Annotated in this window: 16 protein-coding genes; 3 read left to right on the plus strand and 13 right to left on the minus strand. The window is 71.4% G+C overall.

Features of this window, described 5'->3' with window-relative positions:
- Window position 1: 1 nt before the first annotated feature.
- Window positions 2-982 (minus strand): electron transfer flavoprotein subunit alpha/FixB family protein, encoded by a 981-nt coding sequence (locus ABD882_RS13525; protein WP_345187781.1) that lies wholly within the window; start codon window positions 980-982, stop codon window positions 2-4.
- Between the two features lies 1 nt (window position 983).
- Window positions 984-1,760 carry an electron transfer flavoprotein subunit beta/FixA family protein gene (locus ABD882_RS13530; RefSeq protein ID WP_345187783.1) on the minus strand — a complete coding sequence of 259 codons (777 nt, stop codon included), beginning with the start codon at window positions 1,758-1,760 and terminating at the stop codon, window positions 984-986.
- 215 nt (window positions 1,761-1,975) lie between these two features.
- On the opposite strand from ABD882_RS13530, the gene ABD882_RS13535 reads away from it, so the two are divergent.
- The 3 genes from ABD882_RS13535 to ABD882_RS13545 are packed head-to-tail and all read left to right on the plus strand — an operon-like array spanning window position 1,976 to window position 3,415.
- Window positions 1,976-2,512 carry a MarR family winged helix-turn-helix transcriptional regulator gene (locus ABD882_RS13535; protein ID WP_345187784.1) on the plus strand — a complete coding sequence of 179 codons (537 nt, stop codon included), beginning with the start codon at window positions 1,976-1,978 and terminating at the stop codon, window positions 2,510-2,512.
- Window positions 2,512-2,964 (plus strand): SRPBCC family protein, encoded by a 453-nt coding sequence (locus tag ABD882_RS13540; protein WP_345187785.1) that lies wholly within the window; start codon window positions 2,512-2,514, stop codon window positions 2,962-2,964. Before ABD882_RS13535 ends, ABD882_RS13540 begins: the two co-directional genes overlap by 1 nt.
- 10 nt (window positions 2,965-2,974) lie before the next feature.
- On the plus strand, window positions 2,975-3,415 hold the full coding sequence (locus ABD882_RS13545; RefSeq protein WP_345187787.1) for a YdeI/OmpD-associated family protein: 441 nt from the start codon (window positions 2,975-2,977) through the stop codon (window positions 3,413-3,415).
- Window positions 3,416-3,442: 27 nt separating this feature from the next.
- Here ABD882_RS13545 and ABD882_RS13550 read toward each other — a convergent pair whose 3' ends face one another.
- From ABD882_RS13550 to ABD882_RS13600, 11 genes are all read right to left on the minus strand, one after another.
- Complete coding sequence (locus ABD882_RS13550) at window positions 3,443-3,985, minus strand: putative immunity protein (RefSeq protein ID WP_345187788.1); 543 nt, start codon at window positions 3,983-3,985, stop codon at window positions 3,443-3,445.
- A 5-nt stretch (window positions 3,986-3,990) separates the two neighbouring features.
- The gene (locus ABD882_RS13555) at window positions 3,991-4,767 is read right to left on the minus strand and encodes an enoyl-CoA hydratase-related protein (RefSeq protein ID WP_345187790.1); all 777 of its coding nucleotides are present in this window, start codon (window positions 4,765-4,767) and stop codon (window positions 3,991-3,993) included.
- A gap of 113 nt (window positions 4,768-4,880) precedes the next feature.
- The gene (gene mmsB, locus ABD882_RS13560; protein ID WP_345187793.1) at window positions 4,881-5,765 is read right to left on the minus strand and encodes a 3-hydroxyisobutyrate dehydrogenase; all 885 of its coding nucleotides are present in this window, start codon (window positions 5,763-5,765) and stop codon (window positions 4,881-4,883) included.
- Window positions 5,762-6,976 (minus strand): acyl-CoA dehydrogenase family protein, encoded by a 1,215-nt coding sequence (locus ABD882_RS13565; RefSeq protein ID WP_345187794.1) that lies wholly within the window; start codon window positions 6,974-6,976, stop codon window positions 5,762-5,764. Before ABD882_RS13565 ends, mmsB begins: the two co-directional genes overlap by 4 nt.
- Before the next feature lie 11 nt (window positions 6,977-6,987).
- Window positions 6,988-8,502, minus strand: a complete 1,515-nt coding sequence (locus tag ABD882_RS13570; protein ID WP_345187796.1) for a CoA-acylating methylmalonate-semialdehyde dehydrogenase — start codon at window positions 8,500-8,502, stop codon at window positions 6,988-6,990.
- Between the two features lie 366 nt (window positions 8,503-8,868).
- Entirely contained in the window at window positions 8,869-10,134 is a 1,266-nt protein-coding gene (locus ABD882_RS13575) for a hypothetical protein (RefSeq protein ID WP_345187798.1), read from the minus strand.
- Between the two features lie 62 nt (window positions 10,135-10,196).
- Window positions 10,197-11,117, minus strand: a complete 921-nt coding sequence (locus tag ABD882_RS13580; protein ID WP_345188011.1) for an aldose 1-epimerase family protein — start codon at window positions 11,115-11,117, stop codon at window positions 10,197-10,199.
- Between the two features lie 86 nt (window positions 11,118-11,203).
- Window positions 11,204-12,721, minus strand: a complete 1,518-nt coding sequence (araA, locus tag ABD882_RS13585) for an L-arabinose isomerase (protein WP_345187800.1) — start codon at window positions 12,719-12,721, stop codon at window positions 11,204-11,206.
- A 9-nt stretch (window positions 12,722-12,730) separates the two neighbouring features.
- Window positions 12,731-14,329, minus strand: a complete 1,599-nt coding sequence (locus ABD882_RS13590) for a xylulokinase (protein ID WP_345187801.1) — start codon at window positions 14,327-14,329, stop codon at window positions 12,731-12,733.
- Window positions 14,326-15,033, minus strand: a complete 708-nt coding sequence (locus ABD882_RS13595; RefSeq protein WP_345187804.1) for an L-ribulose-5-phosphate 4-epimerase — start codon at window positions 15,031-15,033, stop codon at window positions 14,326-14,328. The genes ABD882_RS13590 and ABD882_RS13595 overlap by 4 nt, the downstream gene beginning before the upstream one ends.
- Window positions 15,034-15,178: 145 nt before the next feature.
- Window positions 15,179-16,213 (minus strand): LacI family DNA-binding transcriptional regulator, encoded by a 1,035-nt coding sequence (locus ABD882_RS13600; protein WP_345187805.1) that lies wholly within the window; start codon window positions 16,211-16,213, stop codon window positions 15,179-15,181.
- Window positions 16,214-16,253: the final 40 nt, after the last annotated feature.

Raw genomic sequence — 16,253 nt, forward strand, 5'->3', positions numbered from 1 at the left:
GCTACTTCTTCCGCGCGCGCAGTGCCTCGACCACCTGCGGCACGACGGTGAACAGGTCGCCGACGATGCCGAAGTCCGCGACGTCGAAGATGGGCGACTCCGGATCCTTGTTGATCGCGACGATGGTCTTCGCGGTCTGCATGCCGGCGCGGTGCTGGATCGCGCCCGAGATCCCGAGGGCGATGTACAGCTGCGGCGACACCGAGACACCGGTCTGGCCCACCTGATGCGCGTAGGGGATGTAGCCGGCATCGACCGCGGCGCGGGAGGCGCCGATCGCCCCGCCGAGCTCGTCGGCGAGATCCTCGACGAGGGAGAAGTTCTCCTTGGATCCGAGTCCGCGCCCGCCCGAGACGACCACCTTGGCGCCGCGCAGCTCGGGCCGGGACGATGCGGCCTCCACGGCCTCGATCGCCTCCCCGGTCGCTGCCGGGGCACCCGACGCCTCGACGGCGAGCGCCTCGACGCGGCCGTCGGCGACAGCTTCCGCTCGGGCGTCGATCGCGCCCTGCCGCACCGTGATGACCGGGGTGCCGAACGTCGGTGCAGAGTCGGTGAGGAACGCGCCGCCGTAGACGGAGTGGTGTGCGACCACGCCCTCGTCGTCGCGGGAGACGCCGATCGCGTCGACCGACAGCGCCAGGTGCTCGCGCACCGCCAGCCGCCCGGCGGCGTCGCGCCCGGCGATCGAGTTCGAGACCAGCACCGCATCAGGGCGGACCGCGCGGTAGGCGGCCTGCACCGCGTCGACGGCGGGGACGGTGACGGATCCGCCGTCGATGTCCGCTGTGAGCACGACCTGCGCGCCCGCGGCGAGCGCGGCATCGACCGCCGCCTGAGCCGTGCCCGCGGGAGCGGCGACGAGCGCCACCGCCGCGCCGAGCTGCGCCGCGGCGCCGAGCAGGCCCGCGGTCGAGGGCGCGGCGCCGCCGGCCGGGGTCACGTCGACGAGGACGAGGATCGCCTTCTCCGGGAACGCCATGTCACACCAGCCTGTTCTGGACCAGGAACTCGACGAGCCGGGTGGCGGCGTCGCCCTCGTCGGTGATCTTCACGCCCGCCGTGCGCGGCGGCTTCTCCGCCACGGCGGTGAGGATCGTCTGCGGCGCACCGGCCGGATCCGCGCTCACGCCGAGGTCGGCGAGGGACAGCACCTCGAGCGGCTTCTTCTTGGCCGCCATGATGCCCTTGAAGTTGGGGAAGCGCGCGTCCGGCAGCGCCTCGGTGATCGAGATGACGGCGGGTAGCGGCACGGTCACCTGCTGCGATCCGAAGTCCGTCGCGCGGGTCGCGGTCACTGCGTCGGCGCCGATCTGCACTGCGCTCAGCGCCGTCGCCTGCGCGAAGCCGAGGTGCTCGGCGAGCATGGCCGGGATCACGCCGCCGGATCCGTCGGTGGAGAGGTTTCCCGTGATCACCAGGTCGGGCTCGCCGCGCTTCAGGGCCGCCGCGAGCACGGCGGCGGTCAGGCCGAGATCGGCGCCCCGCAGCGCGTCGTCGGCGATGTGCACCGCGGATCCGGCTCCGATCGCGAGGGCCCGTCGGATCGACGCGGTCGCCGTCTCCGGTGCCATCGACAGCGCCACGACCTCGGTGCCGGGATTCGCGTCGGCGTAGGTCAGAGCGACCTCGAGCGCACGCTCGGTGATCTCGTCGAGCACGACGTCGCCCGCCGCACGATCGGCGAGACCGGTCTCCAGGTCGAGCTTGCGGTCCCCGTAGGTGTCGGGTACCTCTTTCACCAGGACGAAGATCTTCATCGATTGCTCCTCACGACATCGCGAGTCTATAGGCATTCGCCTCTATGTAGCCAAAGACTGGGTTTTTCACGAGAATGTCCCCCGAACACCCCATCTATGTATACATTGCCGACAGATCGGAAGACGTCGCGCATCAGCTGCCGCGATGGACGGATCCCACCTGCGGCGATTGCGTCACGACTCCCGCACGCCGCCCTCCCCGGTAGCGTAGGGGCATGCCGAGACCGCACCCGCTGCCCATCGATCCGCTGGCCGAGGCCAAGCGGCAGTGGCTCGCGCACGGCTGGACCGATGCGGCCGACGGCATGTCGCTGGTCACCTCGGTGATGCGGGCCCAGCAGCTGCTGCTCGCCCGGGTGGATGCGGCGCTGCGTCCCTTCGCGTTGTCGTTCGCCCGCTTCGAGGTGCTGCGGCTGCTCGCGTTCAGCCGCACAGGCGTGCTGCCGCTGTCCAGCGTCGTCGCGCGTCTGCAGGTGCATGCGACCAGCGTGTCCAGCACCGCGGACCGGCTCGTGCGCGACGGCCTCATCATCCGGCATCGCGATCCGCACGACGGCCGCGCGGCCCTGCTGGAGCTGACCGAGGCCGGCCGGGAGCTCGTCGAGCGCGCCACGACGGCCCTCAACGGCGAGGTGTTCGCCGATCCGGGGATCGACGACGCCGACGCCGCGGATCTCGTCGCGATCGTCGCGCGCATGCGCAAGGCGGCCGGCGACTTCGCCGACCCGCGGCCGCAGCCGGATCCGCTCTGATGGGATCCTTCGTCCGGGAGCGGGTGATCGCCGCGCCGGTCGAGCGGGTGTTCGCGCTGTCCCTGGACGTGGGCGTTCACGTCGACTCGATGACGGCCCACGACGAGCGGATCGCGGGCGGGGTCCGCTCGGGGCGGATGGCCGAGGGCGACATCGTCACCTGGGATGCCCGGCACTTCGGGATCCGGTTCCGGATGACCTCGCTCGTGTTCGACGTCGACGCGCCGCACGCGTTCTCGGATCGGCAGATCCGCGGCCCGTTCGCCGAGTTCCGGCACCGGCACACGTTCGAGCCCGCGCCCGGCGGCACCCTCATGCGCGACGAGATCGTGTTCCGCTCGCCGTTCGGCCCGCTCGGCCGCCTGGTCGATGCGGTGATCATGCGCCGCCATCTCATCCGGCTGATCGATGAGCGCAATGACGTTCTCGCCGCCCAGGCGGTCGCGTCGTAGGCTGATCGGCATGACCGAGCTGCGGATCCGCACCACCCTCGAGCCCCTGGGCCCGGCGGGCGCTATCGTGCTCAGCGACGAGCAGGTCGCCGCGCTCAGCACGGCGAAGGCCTTCCCCGTCACCGTCACGGTCGGCGCGAACACCGCCCGCCTGCGTCTCGCGCGGATGGGCGGCAAGAACCTGATCGGCTTCAGCAAGGCGACCCGCGCGGCGATGGGGCTCGAACTCGGCGACGCGTTCGACGCCGTGATCGTGCCCGATGTCGCGGCGCGCACCGCCGAGGTGCCCGCCGACCTCGCCGCAGCTCTTGAGGGTGCGGGCCTGACCGCGGCGTTCGAGGCGCTCAGCTTCACCCGCCGCAAGGAGCTCGCGGTCTCCGTGTCCGGCGCGAAGCAGGACGCCACCCGCGAGCGCCGCATCGCCAAAGCCCTGGACGAGCTGCGCGGCTGAGTGCCTTCGGGTCCGGATCCGGATCCGTCAGTCGCCGTCGTAGACGTACGCGTCGAAGCGGGCGGGGATGTTCATGCGCTGCCAGGCGAGCTCCTCGTCGCGGCGGGAGCGGTCTCCGGGGAACGCGCGGGCGGTGTGCCGCGGCACCTGACGGCTGTGCCCGGCGAGGTGCGCGACCGCGACGGCCTGGCCGCACACGCGTGCGGCTGCCTCGGCGCTGGGATCCTGCGCCTCGCGCGCTGCCGCATGACACGCGAACGCCTTCTCTCGCACCGCGGCGATGTCAAGCTCTCCGCGCAGGAACGCCTCGGCCGCGGCGAGCGCCTCCCGAGGACGGTCGTCGTCCGGCCGCTCGGCCTGGAACACCGGCAGGAGCCGCTCCGCGCAGGCGATGGTCCAGGTCACCAGCTCGCGCCGATCGGCCTCGGAGAGGCGCAGGTCCGTGACGTCCGGCAGCGCTCCGTCGGCGAAGAGCGGCACGACGTTCGACGCGGCGTCCTGGGCTGGGGACGCGGGCGTGGACGAAGGATGCGGATCGGCGAAGGATCCGAGGGAACGGATGTCGGTCATCTCGGTCACCGGTTCACGAACTGCGGCGGGCGCTTCTCGCGGAAGGCAGCCATGCCCTCCTTCTGATCCGCGGTGTCGAACAGTGCGGCGAACGCTGCGCGCTCGGTATCGAGCCCGGCCGCGAGAGGAGTCTCCATGGCGGCGTCGAGCATCGCCTTCGCAGCGATGATCGAGGGAAGCGACTTCGCCGCGATGCCCTCTGCCAGCGTCGCGGCCTCGGCGAGCAGCTCCGCCGCGGGGACGATCCGCGAGACCAGTCCCGCGCGCTCCGCCTCCTCGGCGCCCATGATCCGCCCGGAGAGCACGAGCTCTGCGGCCTTGTAGTAGCCGACGGCGCGGATCAGCCGCTGCGTGCCGCCCATGCCGGGGATCACGCCGAGGTTGACCTCGGGCTGGCCGAACTTGGCGGTGTCAGCAGCGAGGATGATGTCGCACATCATCGCGAGCTCGCAGCCGCCGCCCAGCGCGAAGCCGGAGACGGCGGCGATCACGGGCGTGCGCACGGCGGCGAAGTCGCGCCACACGCCGAAGTGGTCGGTCGCGGTCATCTCCGCCGCCGACATCGACTCCATCTCCTTGATGTCGGCGCCGGCGGCGAACGCCTTCTCCGATCCGGTGACGACGATCGCGCCCACGCCGTCATCGGCGTCGAAGGCGGTGGCGGCGGCGGTCACCTCCGCCGCGATCTGCGAGTTCAGCGCGTTCAGGGCCTGCGGCCGGTTCAGCGTGATCCATCCGACGCGCCCCCGCTGATCGACCAGAATCGTCTCGTACTCCGCCATGATCCGTCCCCTCCGCCGCTCCGTCGTGGCACATCCAGTATCTCGCGTTTCCCGCCGACCACCCTCCCCGACCGCGCCCCGACCCCGCCGCGACTCGGCCGCGCGCAGGGCGATCAGGACGCGTCGCGGATGTCGGTGATGATGCCGGAGAAGTCGCGAGCGGCACCGGGGCCGGCGGCGAACGCGGCGTAGACCTCCTGGGCGAGGCGACCCATCCGCGCGTCGGTGCCCGTGCCCTCGATCGCCTGCAGCGCGAGGCCCAGATCCTTCGCCATGAGCGCGCCCGCGAACCCGGGCCGGTAGTCGCGATTGGCGGGGCTGGTCGGCACCGGGCCCGGGACCGGGCAGTTCGTGGTGATCGACCAGCACTGCCCCGACGCCTGCGACACCACGTCGAACAGCGCCTGGTGCTCGAGCCCGAGCCGCTCGCCGAGCACGAATGCCTCGGCGACCGCGATCTGGGAGACGCCGAGGATCATGTTGTTGCAGATCTTCGCCGCCTGCCCGAGGCCCGATCCGCCGCAGTGCACGATCCGCTTGCCCATGATCTCGAGCAGCGGGAGCGCGGCGGCGAAGTCGTCATCGGATCCGCCGACCATGAACGCGAGAGTGCCGTTCTCCGCACCCACCACGCCACCCGACACCGGGGCGTCGATGTTGCGGTGCCCCGCCTCGACGGCGAGATCGTGCGCCGTGCGCGCCTCGTCGACGGCGATCGTCGAGGACTCGATGAACAGCGTGCCGGGTTCGGCGGCGGCCAGCAGCTCATCCCGATAGGCGGCGATCACGTGCTTGCCGGCCGGGAACATCGTGATGACGACCTCGGCGCCGGCCACCGCGTCCACCCCGAACGAGGCGACGGGCAGACCCGCCGCGGATGCGGCCTCGACCGCGGCGGGCATCACGTCGAACCCGCGCACGTCGTGCCCGGCGGCGAGGAGGTTCTTCGCCATGGGCAGGCCCATGTGGCCGAGCCCGAGGAACGCGATGCGCGTCATGATGCCGCCCGCACGTGCGGGCTGTCGCCGCTGCGCTGCAGCGTCGCGGATCCGGCGGGACGCAGCATCTCGCGTCCGACGATGAGTCTCATGATCTCGTTCGTCCCTTCCAGGATCTGATGCACCCGCAGATCGCGGACGACCTTCTCGATCCCGTAATCCTGAAGGTACCCGTAGCCGCCGTGCAGTTGAAGAGCCCTGTTCGCGACGTCGAACCCGACATCGGTCGCGAAGCGCTTGGCCATCGCGCAGCGCATCGTGGCGTCCGGCGCCTTCTCGTCGACGGCCTCTGCGCCATCGCGCACCATGAGCCGCGCCGCTTGCAGGTCGGTGCGCATGTCGGCGACGGTGAACAGGATCGACTGCTTCTCGGCGAGGGGCTCCCCGAACGCCTCCCGTTCGTGCACGTACTGCACGGCACGGTCCAGCGCCCACTGCGCGCCGCCCACGGAGCAGGCGGCGATGTTCAGGCGCCCGCCGTTCAGGGCGCTCATCGCGATCGCGAAACCCTGCCCCTCGGATCCGAGCAGGCTCGATGCCGGCACGCGCACCTGATCCAGGATCACCTGACGGGTGGGCTGCGCGTGCCAGCCCATCTTCTTCTCCAGGGCACCGAAGCTCAGCCCCGCCGCATCCCCGGGGACGAGAAAGGCGGAGATGCCGTGCGCGCCGCGCTGGCCCGTGCGCGCCATCACGATGTACACGGCGGCCTCGCCGGCGGCGGAGATGAACTGCTTCACGCCGGTGAGCACGTAGTCGTCACCGTCGCGCGTCGCGCTGGTCGCGAGCGCCGCGGCGTCGGATCCGACTCCCGGCTCGGTGAGGCAGTAGCTGCCGAGGCCCTCCATGGCGGTGATCTCCGGCATCCAGCGCGCACGCTGCGCGTCATCGCCGTAGCTGTCGATCATCCAGACGACCATGTTGTGGATGGATATGTAGGCGGCGATGGTGGGATCGCCCTTCGCGAGCTCCTCGAAGATCGCGACAGTGTCGACGCGCGGCAGCCCCGTGCCGCCGGACTCCTCACGGACGTAGATCCCGCCCAGGCCGAGCTCGCCGGCGCGGCGCAGGGTGTCGCGGGGGAACAGGTGCTTCTCGTCGCGCTCGATGGCGAACGGGGCGAGCTCGGTCTCGGCGAACTCGCGGACGGCGCCGATGATGGCGGCACGCTCTTCGGTCGTCATCGCGACCGGGGTGGTGACGGTGGTCATGGTGATCCTCCTCAGTGCATGGTCGGGATGACGAAGCTGGCACCTTCCCGGACGCCGGCGGCGGGCCAGCGCGACGTCACGGTCTTGGTCTTGGTGTAGAAGCGGAAGGCGTCGGCGCCGTGCTGGTTGAGGTCGCCGAACCCGCTGCGCTTCCAGCCGCCGAACGTGAAGTAGGCGATCGGCACGGGGATCGGCACGTTCACGCCCACCATGCCGACGTTCACCCGGGCGACGAAGTCACGGGCCGCGTCGCCGTCGCGCGTGAAGATGCCCACGCCGTTGCCGAACTCGTGCTCGGACGCCATCCGCAGCGCCTCCTCGTAGTCGGCCGCGCGGGCGATCACGAGCACCGGGCCGAAGATCTCCTCACGGTAGATCGACATGTCGGTGGTGACCCGGTCGAACAGGGTCGGGCCGAGGTAGAAGCCCTCCTCGTGACCGACGACAGAGAAGCCGCGGCCGTCGGCGAGCAGCTCGGCGCCGGCGTCGACGCCCTGCTGGATGTAGTCGGTGACGCGCTCGACCGCGGCGCGGTTGATGAGCGGGCCGTAGTCCATCCCCTCCGCGAGCGACGGGCCGACCTTCAGCGCGGCGACGCGCTCCGCGAGCTTCGCCGCGAGGGCATCCGCGGTCTCCTCGCCGACCGGCACGGCGACCGAGATCGCCATGCAGCGCTCCCCTGCCGAGCCGTAGCCGGCGCCGATGAGGGCGTCCGCGGCCTGGTCGAGATCGGCGTCGGGCATGACGACGAGGTGGTTCTTCGCGCCGCCGAAGCACTGCGCGCGCTTACCGTGCGCGTTCGCGGTCGTGTAGATGTACTCCGCGATCGGGGTGGATCCGACGAAGCCGATCGCACGCACCCGCTCATCGGTCAGCAGCACGTCGACGGCCTCCTTGTCGCCGTGCACGACGTTCAGGATCCCGGCGGGCAGACCCGCCTTCAGGAACAGCTCGGCGATCCGCACCGGCACCGAGGGGTCGCGCTCGCTGGGCTTCAGGATGAACGCGTTGCCCGAGGCGATCGCGGGACCCATCTGCCAGAGCGGGATCATCGCCGGGAAGTTGAACGGGGTGATCCCGGCGACCACGCCGAGCGGCTGGCGCAGCGAGTACACGTCGATGCCGGTGCCGACTCCCGTGGAGTACTCGCCCTTGAGCAGGTGCGGGGCGCCCACGCAGAACTCGATGACCTCGACGCCGCGCTGGATGTCGCCGCGAGCGTCGTCGAGCGTCTTGCCGTGCTCGGCCGAGAGGAGCGCGGCGAGATCGTCCATCTCGTCGCGGATGAGCTCGAGGAAGCGCATGAACACCCGCGCCCGCTTCTGCGGGTTGGTCGCCGCCCATCCCGGCTGCGCGGCCTCGGCGTTCGCGATCGCCGCGCGCACGTCGTCGCCCGAGGCGAGCGGCACGCGCGCCTGCACGGCCCCGGTGCTGGGATCGAAGACGTCTCCCCAGCGGCCCGAGGCGGCCTCGGGTGTGCCGGGGATCTCGGATCCGCCGATGAAGTGGGTGATGTCACGGACCATCGTGTGCTCCTGGTTCCGCGTCGTCGTCGACGCTCCCTCCAGAATACGTGGTGTTCCATGCAAGTAGTAGGGGTTCCATGTAATTCATCGACACCTCCCAGCGCCGTTCACCTCCCGGACACCTCGGGCCCGTACAACGGTTCCAGCGCGGGACATCGACGCAGACCGGATCGGGTGCTCGTCTTCTCCCGCGCGACGGGATCCGCCCGGTGGTGCCTAGTGCACCCGGGCGCCCAGGCGGTCACGAACCGCGGGACCCCCGCCGAATCGGGTCGGCGGGGGTCCTCCCGCGTGCGGGCCGGAGATCGCGAAGGGGGACCGGTCCGCACGGATCCGATCCCCCTCTGCGATGCCGATGTCAGCGGATCACTGCTCCCAGACGACCTTCGGAACCGCTGCCGCGAAGTCGACCTTGGGCGTATCGAGGTAGCCGCCGGACGTCACGGTGTACGTCTGGCCGTCGCTGCCCTGCAGCGACATGTCGACGCTGACCGAGTCGTAGCTCGTCACGACCGTGGGCGTGGATCCGGACACCTCCGGCTGCAGCGCATTGAGCGCGGCGCTCCCCTCGGCGGTCAGGGTGCGCGTGACCGATCCCTCGACCGGGGTCGCCCCGGACAGGTCGATCGAGGTGATGTCCATGCCGCAGGGCGTCGCCAGGGTCTTCATCGCCACGCACACCTCGACCGAGGCGCGCACCAGCGAACGGTACTCGGTCGTGCCCGCATCGTTCAGCGCGACCTTGACGTCGTACAGCGCCGAGGTGTCGTTCTCGGTCGCGATCGTGAAGGTCGAGTCGCCGCTGAAGGAGAAGTACTTCGACGCGAGCGACAGGGCGTAGGTGCCGGGGAAGACGTAGGGCTGGTCGAGCTTCGCCGTGGACACCCCGTTGATCGTGGCGTCGAGCCCCTTGAGCGTGCTCAGCGAGATCGGCTGCACGCCGTCCGCGAGCTTCCAGGCGTCCTTCGTCTTGTAGAGGCCGTAGGTCGTGACGACCTTCTTGTCACCGAGCGTGAACGTCGCCGCGACCTCACTGGAAGACGAGCTGCTCCTGGCCTGCTTGACCGCGATGTGGCCGAGCGGAGCGAGCTTGTTCGACTCCTTCAGCACGGCGTCGGTGAGCAGCGTCGTGTCCGGCGCGCTCTCCAGGTAGCCGAGCGCCGTCTTCGCGTCGCTGTGCGACACGGCGGTCAGGTAGCCCTTGACCGCGTCGGCCGCCGTCGCGGACGAGCGCGTGATCGCCGGCACGACGAGCAGTGCCACGATGAGCACGATCGCGATGAGCACCACGACGCCACCGCCGATGAGACCCCAGAGCAGCCCCTTGGACGACTTCCTCGGCTCCCCGGGCTGACCGGGGTAGGGCTGGGCGCCGTACGGCTGGGTCGGCTGCGCGCCATAGGGCTGCGCGGGCTGGGCGCCATATGGCTGGGTCGGCTGCGCGCCATAGGGTTGCGCGGGCTGCCCGTACTGCGGCGGCTGGGGCTGAATCGGATCCGGCTGCGCGGGCGGAACCGGGACGTCCGGCGCCGCCGGCGGAGACGGCGCGGCCGGCGGTGGCGGCGGATCCTGTCGTCCAGATCCGAAATCCAACTGATGACCGCCCTGCAGCGGCTCCCCCTCATTCACCATGGCTCACACTCTAGCGAGGCGCCTCCCGCGAGGCACCGGTGCGAAACCGCTCCCGAGCGCGCTCAGAGGCGATGGATCCGCCACGACGCCGCGTGCTCCGTGCCCGGCGCGATCGACACGAGCCCCGCACCGGAGTTGAACGCGTCCGGTGCGCAGGTCATCGGCTCGACCGCAAGGCCGATGCGGTGCGATTCCGGCTGGGCAGGGGTGTCCGCCGTGTGGATCTGCACCCACGGGCACGCCTCACCCCAGGTGACCCCGACGCCGCCCACGGGGCCGCGCAGCTCGACGGTCGCCGCCCCTCCCGTGCGGGACAGGTCCGTGAAGGCGTGGTCGATGAAGGTGGCGCCGATGCGCCGCGGAGAGCGGAAGTCCCACTCCTCGTGCGCGTCGACGGGCTCCACTGCGATCGGGCTCAACCGGTCGGGGGTGACCGTGAGCACCGACGCGGCGGGGATCGTGAGGGTCCAGTCGTCGACCGCGCGCGGGCCTTCGATCGGCTCCGCGACCAGGTACGGATGCGGACCGGTCCCCCACGGTGCGGGGTCGGTGCCGAGGTTGCGTCCGGTCACGGTCTGCGTGAGCCCATCGCTGCCGATCCGGTACTCCACGTCGACCTCGACGCGGAACGGGTATCCGTGCTGCGGCACGATCGTCGTGGCGAGCACCACGCGATCCGGTTCGACCACGACGTCCGTGAACTCCGCCCACGCGACCAGGCCGTGCAGCGCATGCCCGCGATCCGGCTCGGTCAGCGGCAGCCGATGCTCCTCGCCGCCGAACGCGTACCGGCCGTCGACGACGCGGTTCGGCCACGGAGCGAGCGTCGCCCCGCGATACCCGGGGCGCACCTCGTCGGCCCCGAACGGCACCACGAGATCCCGGCCCTCGAACCGCAGCGCGCGCAGCGTGGCGCCGATGCTCGCGATGTCCGCCTCGTACCCGTGCCCCGCGATCCGGATCCGCCGGCCGGAGCGCGGCAGTGGCCCTTCGACAGGCTCAGGGACCGTGACAGGCTCAGGGACCGCGACAGGCGTGGGGACCGCGACGGCCGCTGCTGCCGCGGAGGTCACAGGCCCTGGGCGAGCCGGTAGTACGCCTGGTTCCAGCGCACGGTGCGCTGGAAGTCACCCAGCGTGGTGCTGTCGTCGATGACGAGCAGCTCGACCTCCGCCATCTCGGCGAAGTCGCGGAACGCCTCGATCTCGACCGCCGTCGACATCACGGTGTGGTGCGCGGCACCCGCCGTCAGCCAGGCGGCGGCCGAGGTGGTGAAGTCGGGCTGCGGCTTCCAGACCGCCCGGCCGACCGGCAGCTTCGGCAGGGCGGCGCGCGGCTCGACGTTCTCGACGACGTTCGCGGTGAGCCGGAACCGGTCGCGCATGTCGCTGAGCGCGACGACGACGGCGGGCCCGGAATCCGCGGTGAAGACCAGGCGCACCGGGTCGTCCTTGCCGCCGATGCCGAGCGGGTGGATCTCCAGCGTCGGCGTCGCCGTGGTGAGCGACGGCGAGACCTCGAGCATGTGCGCGCCGAGGATGAGCTCGTCGCCCGGGGTCAGGTCGTAGGTGTAGTCCTCCATGAGGCTCGCACCGCCCGGCAGTCCCGCGCCCATCACGTTCGCGATGCGCACGAGCACGGCGGTCTTCCAGTCGCCCTCGGCGCCGAAGCCGTAGCCCTCGGCCATCAGCCGCTGCACGGCGAGGCCGGGCAGCTGCCTCAGCTCGCCGAGATCCTCGAACGACGTGGTGAAGGCCGCGAACCTGCCCTCCTCGAGGAACGAGCGCAGGCCGAGCTCGATCGCCGCGCCGTCGCGCAGCGACTGGTGCCGCTCCCCGCCCTTGCGCAGCTCGGGGGCGACCTCGTACAGCTCCTCGTACTCGGCGACGAGGGCGTCGATGTCGGTCTCGCTCGCGGCGGCGACCGCGGCGGCGAGCTCGTTCACGCCCCACGTGTTCACCTGCACGCCGAAGCGCAGCTCGGCCTCGGTCTTGTCGCCCTCGGTGACGGCGACGAAGCGCATGTTGTCGCCGAAGCGCGCGAGCTTCATGTCGCGGCTCGCGGCGAGGCCCGCCGCGGCGCGCTGCCAGGTGCCGAGCTCGCGCTGCACGCGCGGGTCGGAGGCGTGGCCGACGATCGTCTTGCGCGGCACGCCCAGACGGGTCTGGATGTAGCCGAACTCGCGGTCGCCGTGCGCGGCCTGGTTCAGGTTCATGAAGTCGAAGTCGATGTCGGCCCAGGGCAGCTCGACGTTCGCCTGGGTGTGCAGGTGCGCGAGCGGCTTCTGCAGCGCGTCGAGGCCGGCGATCCACATCTTCGCGGGGCTGAACGTGTGCATCCACGCGATCAGGCCGATCACGTTCTCGGCGGCGTTCGCCTCGAGCGCCGTGCGCTTGATCGCGGCCGAGTCGGTGAGCACCGGCTTCCAGACGATCCGGACCGGCACGTCGCCGGCCTCGTCAAGGATCCGCGCGATCTGCTGCGACTGCGCGGCGACCTGCGCGAGCGTCTCGGGTCCGTACAGGTGCTGGCTGCCGGTGAGGAACCAGACCTCGTAGCCGTCGAGGGAGGTGGTGAGCGCGGGCATGAGGGGTCCTTAAAGAGCGGAGACGGCGGCGGCCTCGATGGCCAGCCCCGCCCGGTAGCGGTCGAGGTATGTGGAGAATCCCGCGACGTCGGCGGGATCAGGATCGGTGACGGCGAGCGGCACGGAGGCGAAGACCTGCTGAGCGAGGTAGTCGCCGAGGGCGAGCTTCTCAGCGCGGGACAGGTACGACGCGAGCACCGCGATCCCCCACGCCCCGCCTTCGGAGGCGGCATCGCCGACGGCGACGGGAGCGTCGAGCGCGGCGGCGAGGAACCGCTGCGCCACACCCGCGGTGCGGAACATGCCGCCGTGCGCGAACATCCGGTCCAGCTGCACGCCTTCCGCGGCGAGCACCTGCATGCCGAGGGCGAGCGTGCCGAACACGCCGTAGAGCTGGGCGCGCATGAAGTTCGCAAGGGTGAAGGCGCTGTCGGGGGTGCGCACGAACAGCGGCCGTCCCTCGGTGAGCCCCGCGATCGGCTCCCCCGCGAGATGGTTGTAGGCGAGCAGACCGCCCGCATCCGCCTCGCCCGAGAGCGCCTCGTGGAAGAGGGCCTCGAACGCGACGTCGTCGGAGATCGGCCGGCCGGCCACCGCGGCGAAGCGGGTGAATAGTCCCGCCCACGCGGCGAGCTCGCTCGCGCCGTTGTTGCAGTGCACCATCGCGACGGCGTCGCCGGCCGGGGTGGTGACGAGGTCGAGTTCGTGGTGCGTGCCGGTGAGCGGACGCTCGAGCACGACCATCGCGAAGATGCTGGTGCCCGCGCTCACGTTGCCGGTGCGCGGGGCGACGGCGTTCGTCGCGACCATGCCGGTGCCGGCGTCGCCCTCGGGCGGGCACAGCGGGATCGCGGCCTCCGAGAGTGCTGCGGCGAGGGATCCGGAGGGATCCAGCAGCAGCGCACCCTCCGCGGTCAGCGCGCCGGCCTCGGCACCCGCGGGCAGCGGATCCGGCAGCAGCGCGGTGAGCGGCGCCGGCAGCCGGCCCGCGGCGAGCGCGTCATAGGCCGCGACCATGCCGGCGTCGTACCCCCCGGTCGCCGAGTCGATCGGGAACATCCCCGACGCGTCGCCGACGCCCAGCACGCGACGGCCGGTGAGGCGCTCGTGCACGTAGCCGGCGAGTGTCGTGACGCTCGCGATCCGCGGCACGTGCGGCTCGGCGTCGATCACGGCCTGGTGCAGATGCGCGATCGACCAGCGCAGCGGGATGTTCACGCCGAGCAGCGCGGTGAGCTCGGCGGCCGCGACCGACGTGTTCGTGTTGCGCCAGGTGCGGAACGGCACGAGCAGGTCGCCCGCGGCGTCGAAGGCGAGATAGCCGTGCATCATCGCGGAGATGCCGATCGCGGTGAACCGTGCGGGGCGCGCGCCGTGACGGTCGTGCGCGTCGGCGGCGAGCGCGGCGTACGCCTCCTGCAGCCCGCGCCACACCTCGTCCAGGTCGTAGGTCCAGAGCCCGTCCTCGAGACGGTTCTCCCAGGCGAAGGATCCGGTCGCCAGCACCTCGGAGGCATCGGATCCGATCAGGCACGCCTTGATCCGCGTCGATCCGAACTCGATCCCGAGGCTGGTGCGGCCGGCGAGGATGTCGTCGCGGGCGGTCATCGGCGGGTGTCCGCGCTCTGGCCGTACACGTTCTGATACCGGTGGAAGAGGCTGTCGATGGCTTCCTGCGGGATCGGGACGAGCGGGCCCGCCTCGCGCGCGTGGTGCACGGTGCGCGCGACGTCCTCGACCATGACCGCGGCCTTGACCGCATCCTTCGCGTCCGTCCCGATCGTGAACGGCCCGTGGTTCTGCATGAGCACCGCACGACTGCGGTGCCCATGCAGGGTCTGTACGATCCCGCGACCGATCGAGTCGTCGCCGATGATCGCAAACGGACCGACCGGGATCGGACCGCCGAATTCGTCCGCCATCGCGGTGATCACGCAGGGGATCTCCTCGCCGCGCGCGGCCCAGGCGACCGCGTACGTCGAGTGCGTGTGCACGACCCCGCCGACCTCGGGCATGTGGCGGTAGACGTACGCGTGCGCGGCGGTGTCGCTGGACGGGCTGCGGTCGCTGCCGGGAGTGCCAGGGACCACGACGCCGTCGAGATCGCACAGGATCATGTTCTCCGGCGCGAGGTCGTCGTAGCTCACCCCGCTCGGCTTGATCACGAAGAGGTCGGCGCCGGGAACGCGTCCGGACACGTTGCCGCCGGTCCAGACGACGAGGCCGTAGCGGACGAGCTCGCCGTGCAGTCGCGCGACGTCGGCGCGGACCGCGACGATCGTCTGCTCGACGTCGGGGGCGAAGGTGGTCATTCGGATCCTCTCGGGTTCCGCCCGCGAGGTACGTTGGGCGGGCGGGTGACTGTGACCGGTCACGGTTATTGTGTCACCGACTCCTGTGCCCGTCAAGCGCGAGCATCGGGCGACGGGCTGCGCTCCGAACGGGCGGGTGCCTCCGCTATCGCCCCGTGGGCGGGATCACGGAGTCGCGGACGATGAGCACCGGAGCGATCGGATCCGACGCCATCGCGGCCTCCATGAGCGCGCCCGACGATCCGGATCCGGATCCGCTCTCCGCGATCACCTGCGCGACCGCGCGGCGGGCGAGCTCTTCGAAGTCCTGCCGCACCGTCGTCAGCGGCGGCCACGCATAGGCCGCCTCCGGGACGTCGTCGAAGCCGACGACGCTGATCCGCTCCGGCACCGACACACCGGCGGCGCGCAGGCCGCCGATCAACCCGAGCGCCATCTGGTCGTTCGCGGCGAAGACGGCCGTCACGCCCGACGCGATCAGGGCTGCGGCCGCCTCGTGTCCGGAGCGGGGACTCCAATCACCCGCGAAGACCGTGCCCTCCGGCAGGCCCCTGGCCGCGAGCTCCTCCGCAAAGCCGGCGGCGCGCGCCTCGGCCTCGAGCCAGTCCACGGGTCCCGCGAGGTGCGCGATGCTCGTGTGACCGGCATCGACCAGTGCGGCGACGGCCATCCGCGCGCCGGCGCGCTGATCCAGGGAGAACGCGGACCGCTCGGCCGCGTGCAGGATCACCGTGGGGATCCCGATCCGCAGCTCGTCGAGCACGGCGAGTGTGCGGGCGTGCGGCGCGAAGACGACCAGGCCGTCCACCGCCTGGGCCCGCAGGTGCTCGATCGCCGACGTCACCGAGACCGCATCGCCGGAGTCGGCGAACGCCGCTGTGAGCCAGTATCCGGCGGCCCGCGCCGCGGCTTCGACCGCGGCCATGCTGCGTGAAGGACCGTACTGCAGCGCATCGGAGGCGAGTACGCCGATCGTGCGCGTGCGGTGCGTGCCGAGCGCCCTGGCCGCGTTGTTCATCCGGTAGCCGAGTTCCTCCATCGCCGCGACCACGCGGGCGTGCGTCTCGGGTGCGACGTCCGGATGGTCGTTGAGCACGCGCGATACGGTCTGTCTCGAAACGCCCGCGAGCGCGGCGACGTCCCGCACGCCGACGGCGCGCTGCGGCTTGGACTCACTCACGCCTGCGAGTGTACGGGCCGCGAGGCCGGAATCGTCGGCG

This window comes from Microbacterium panaciterrae (assembly GCF_039541635.1).
GTDB lineage: Bacteria > Actinomycetota > Actinomycetes > Actinomycetales > Microbacteriaceae > Microbacterium > Microbacterium panaciterrae.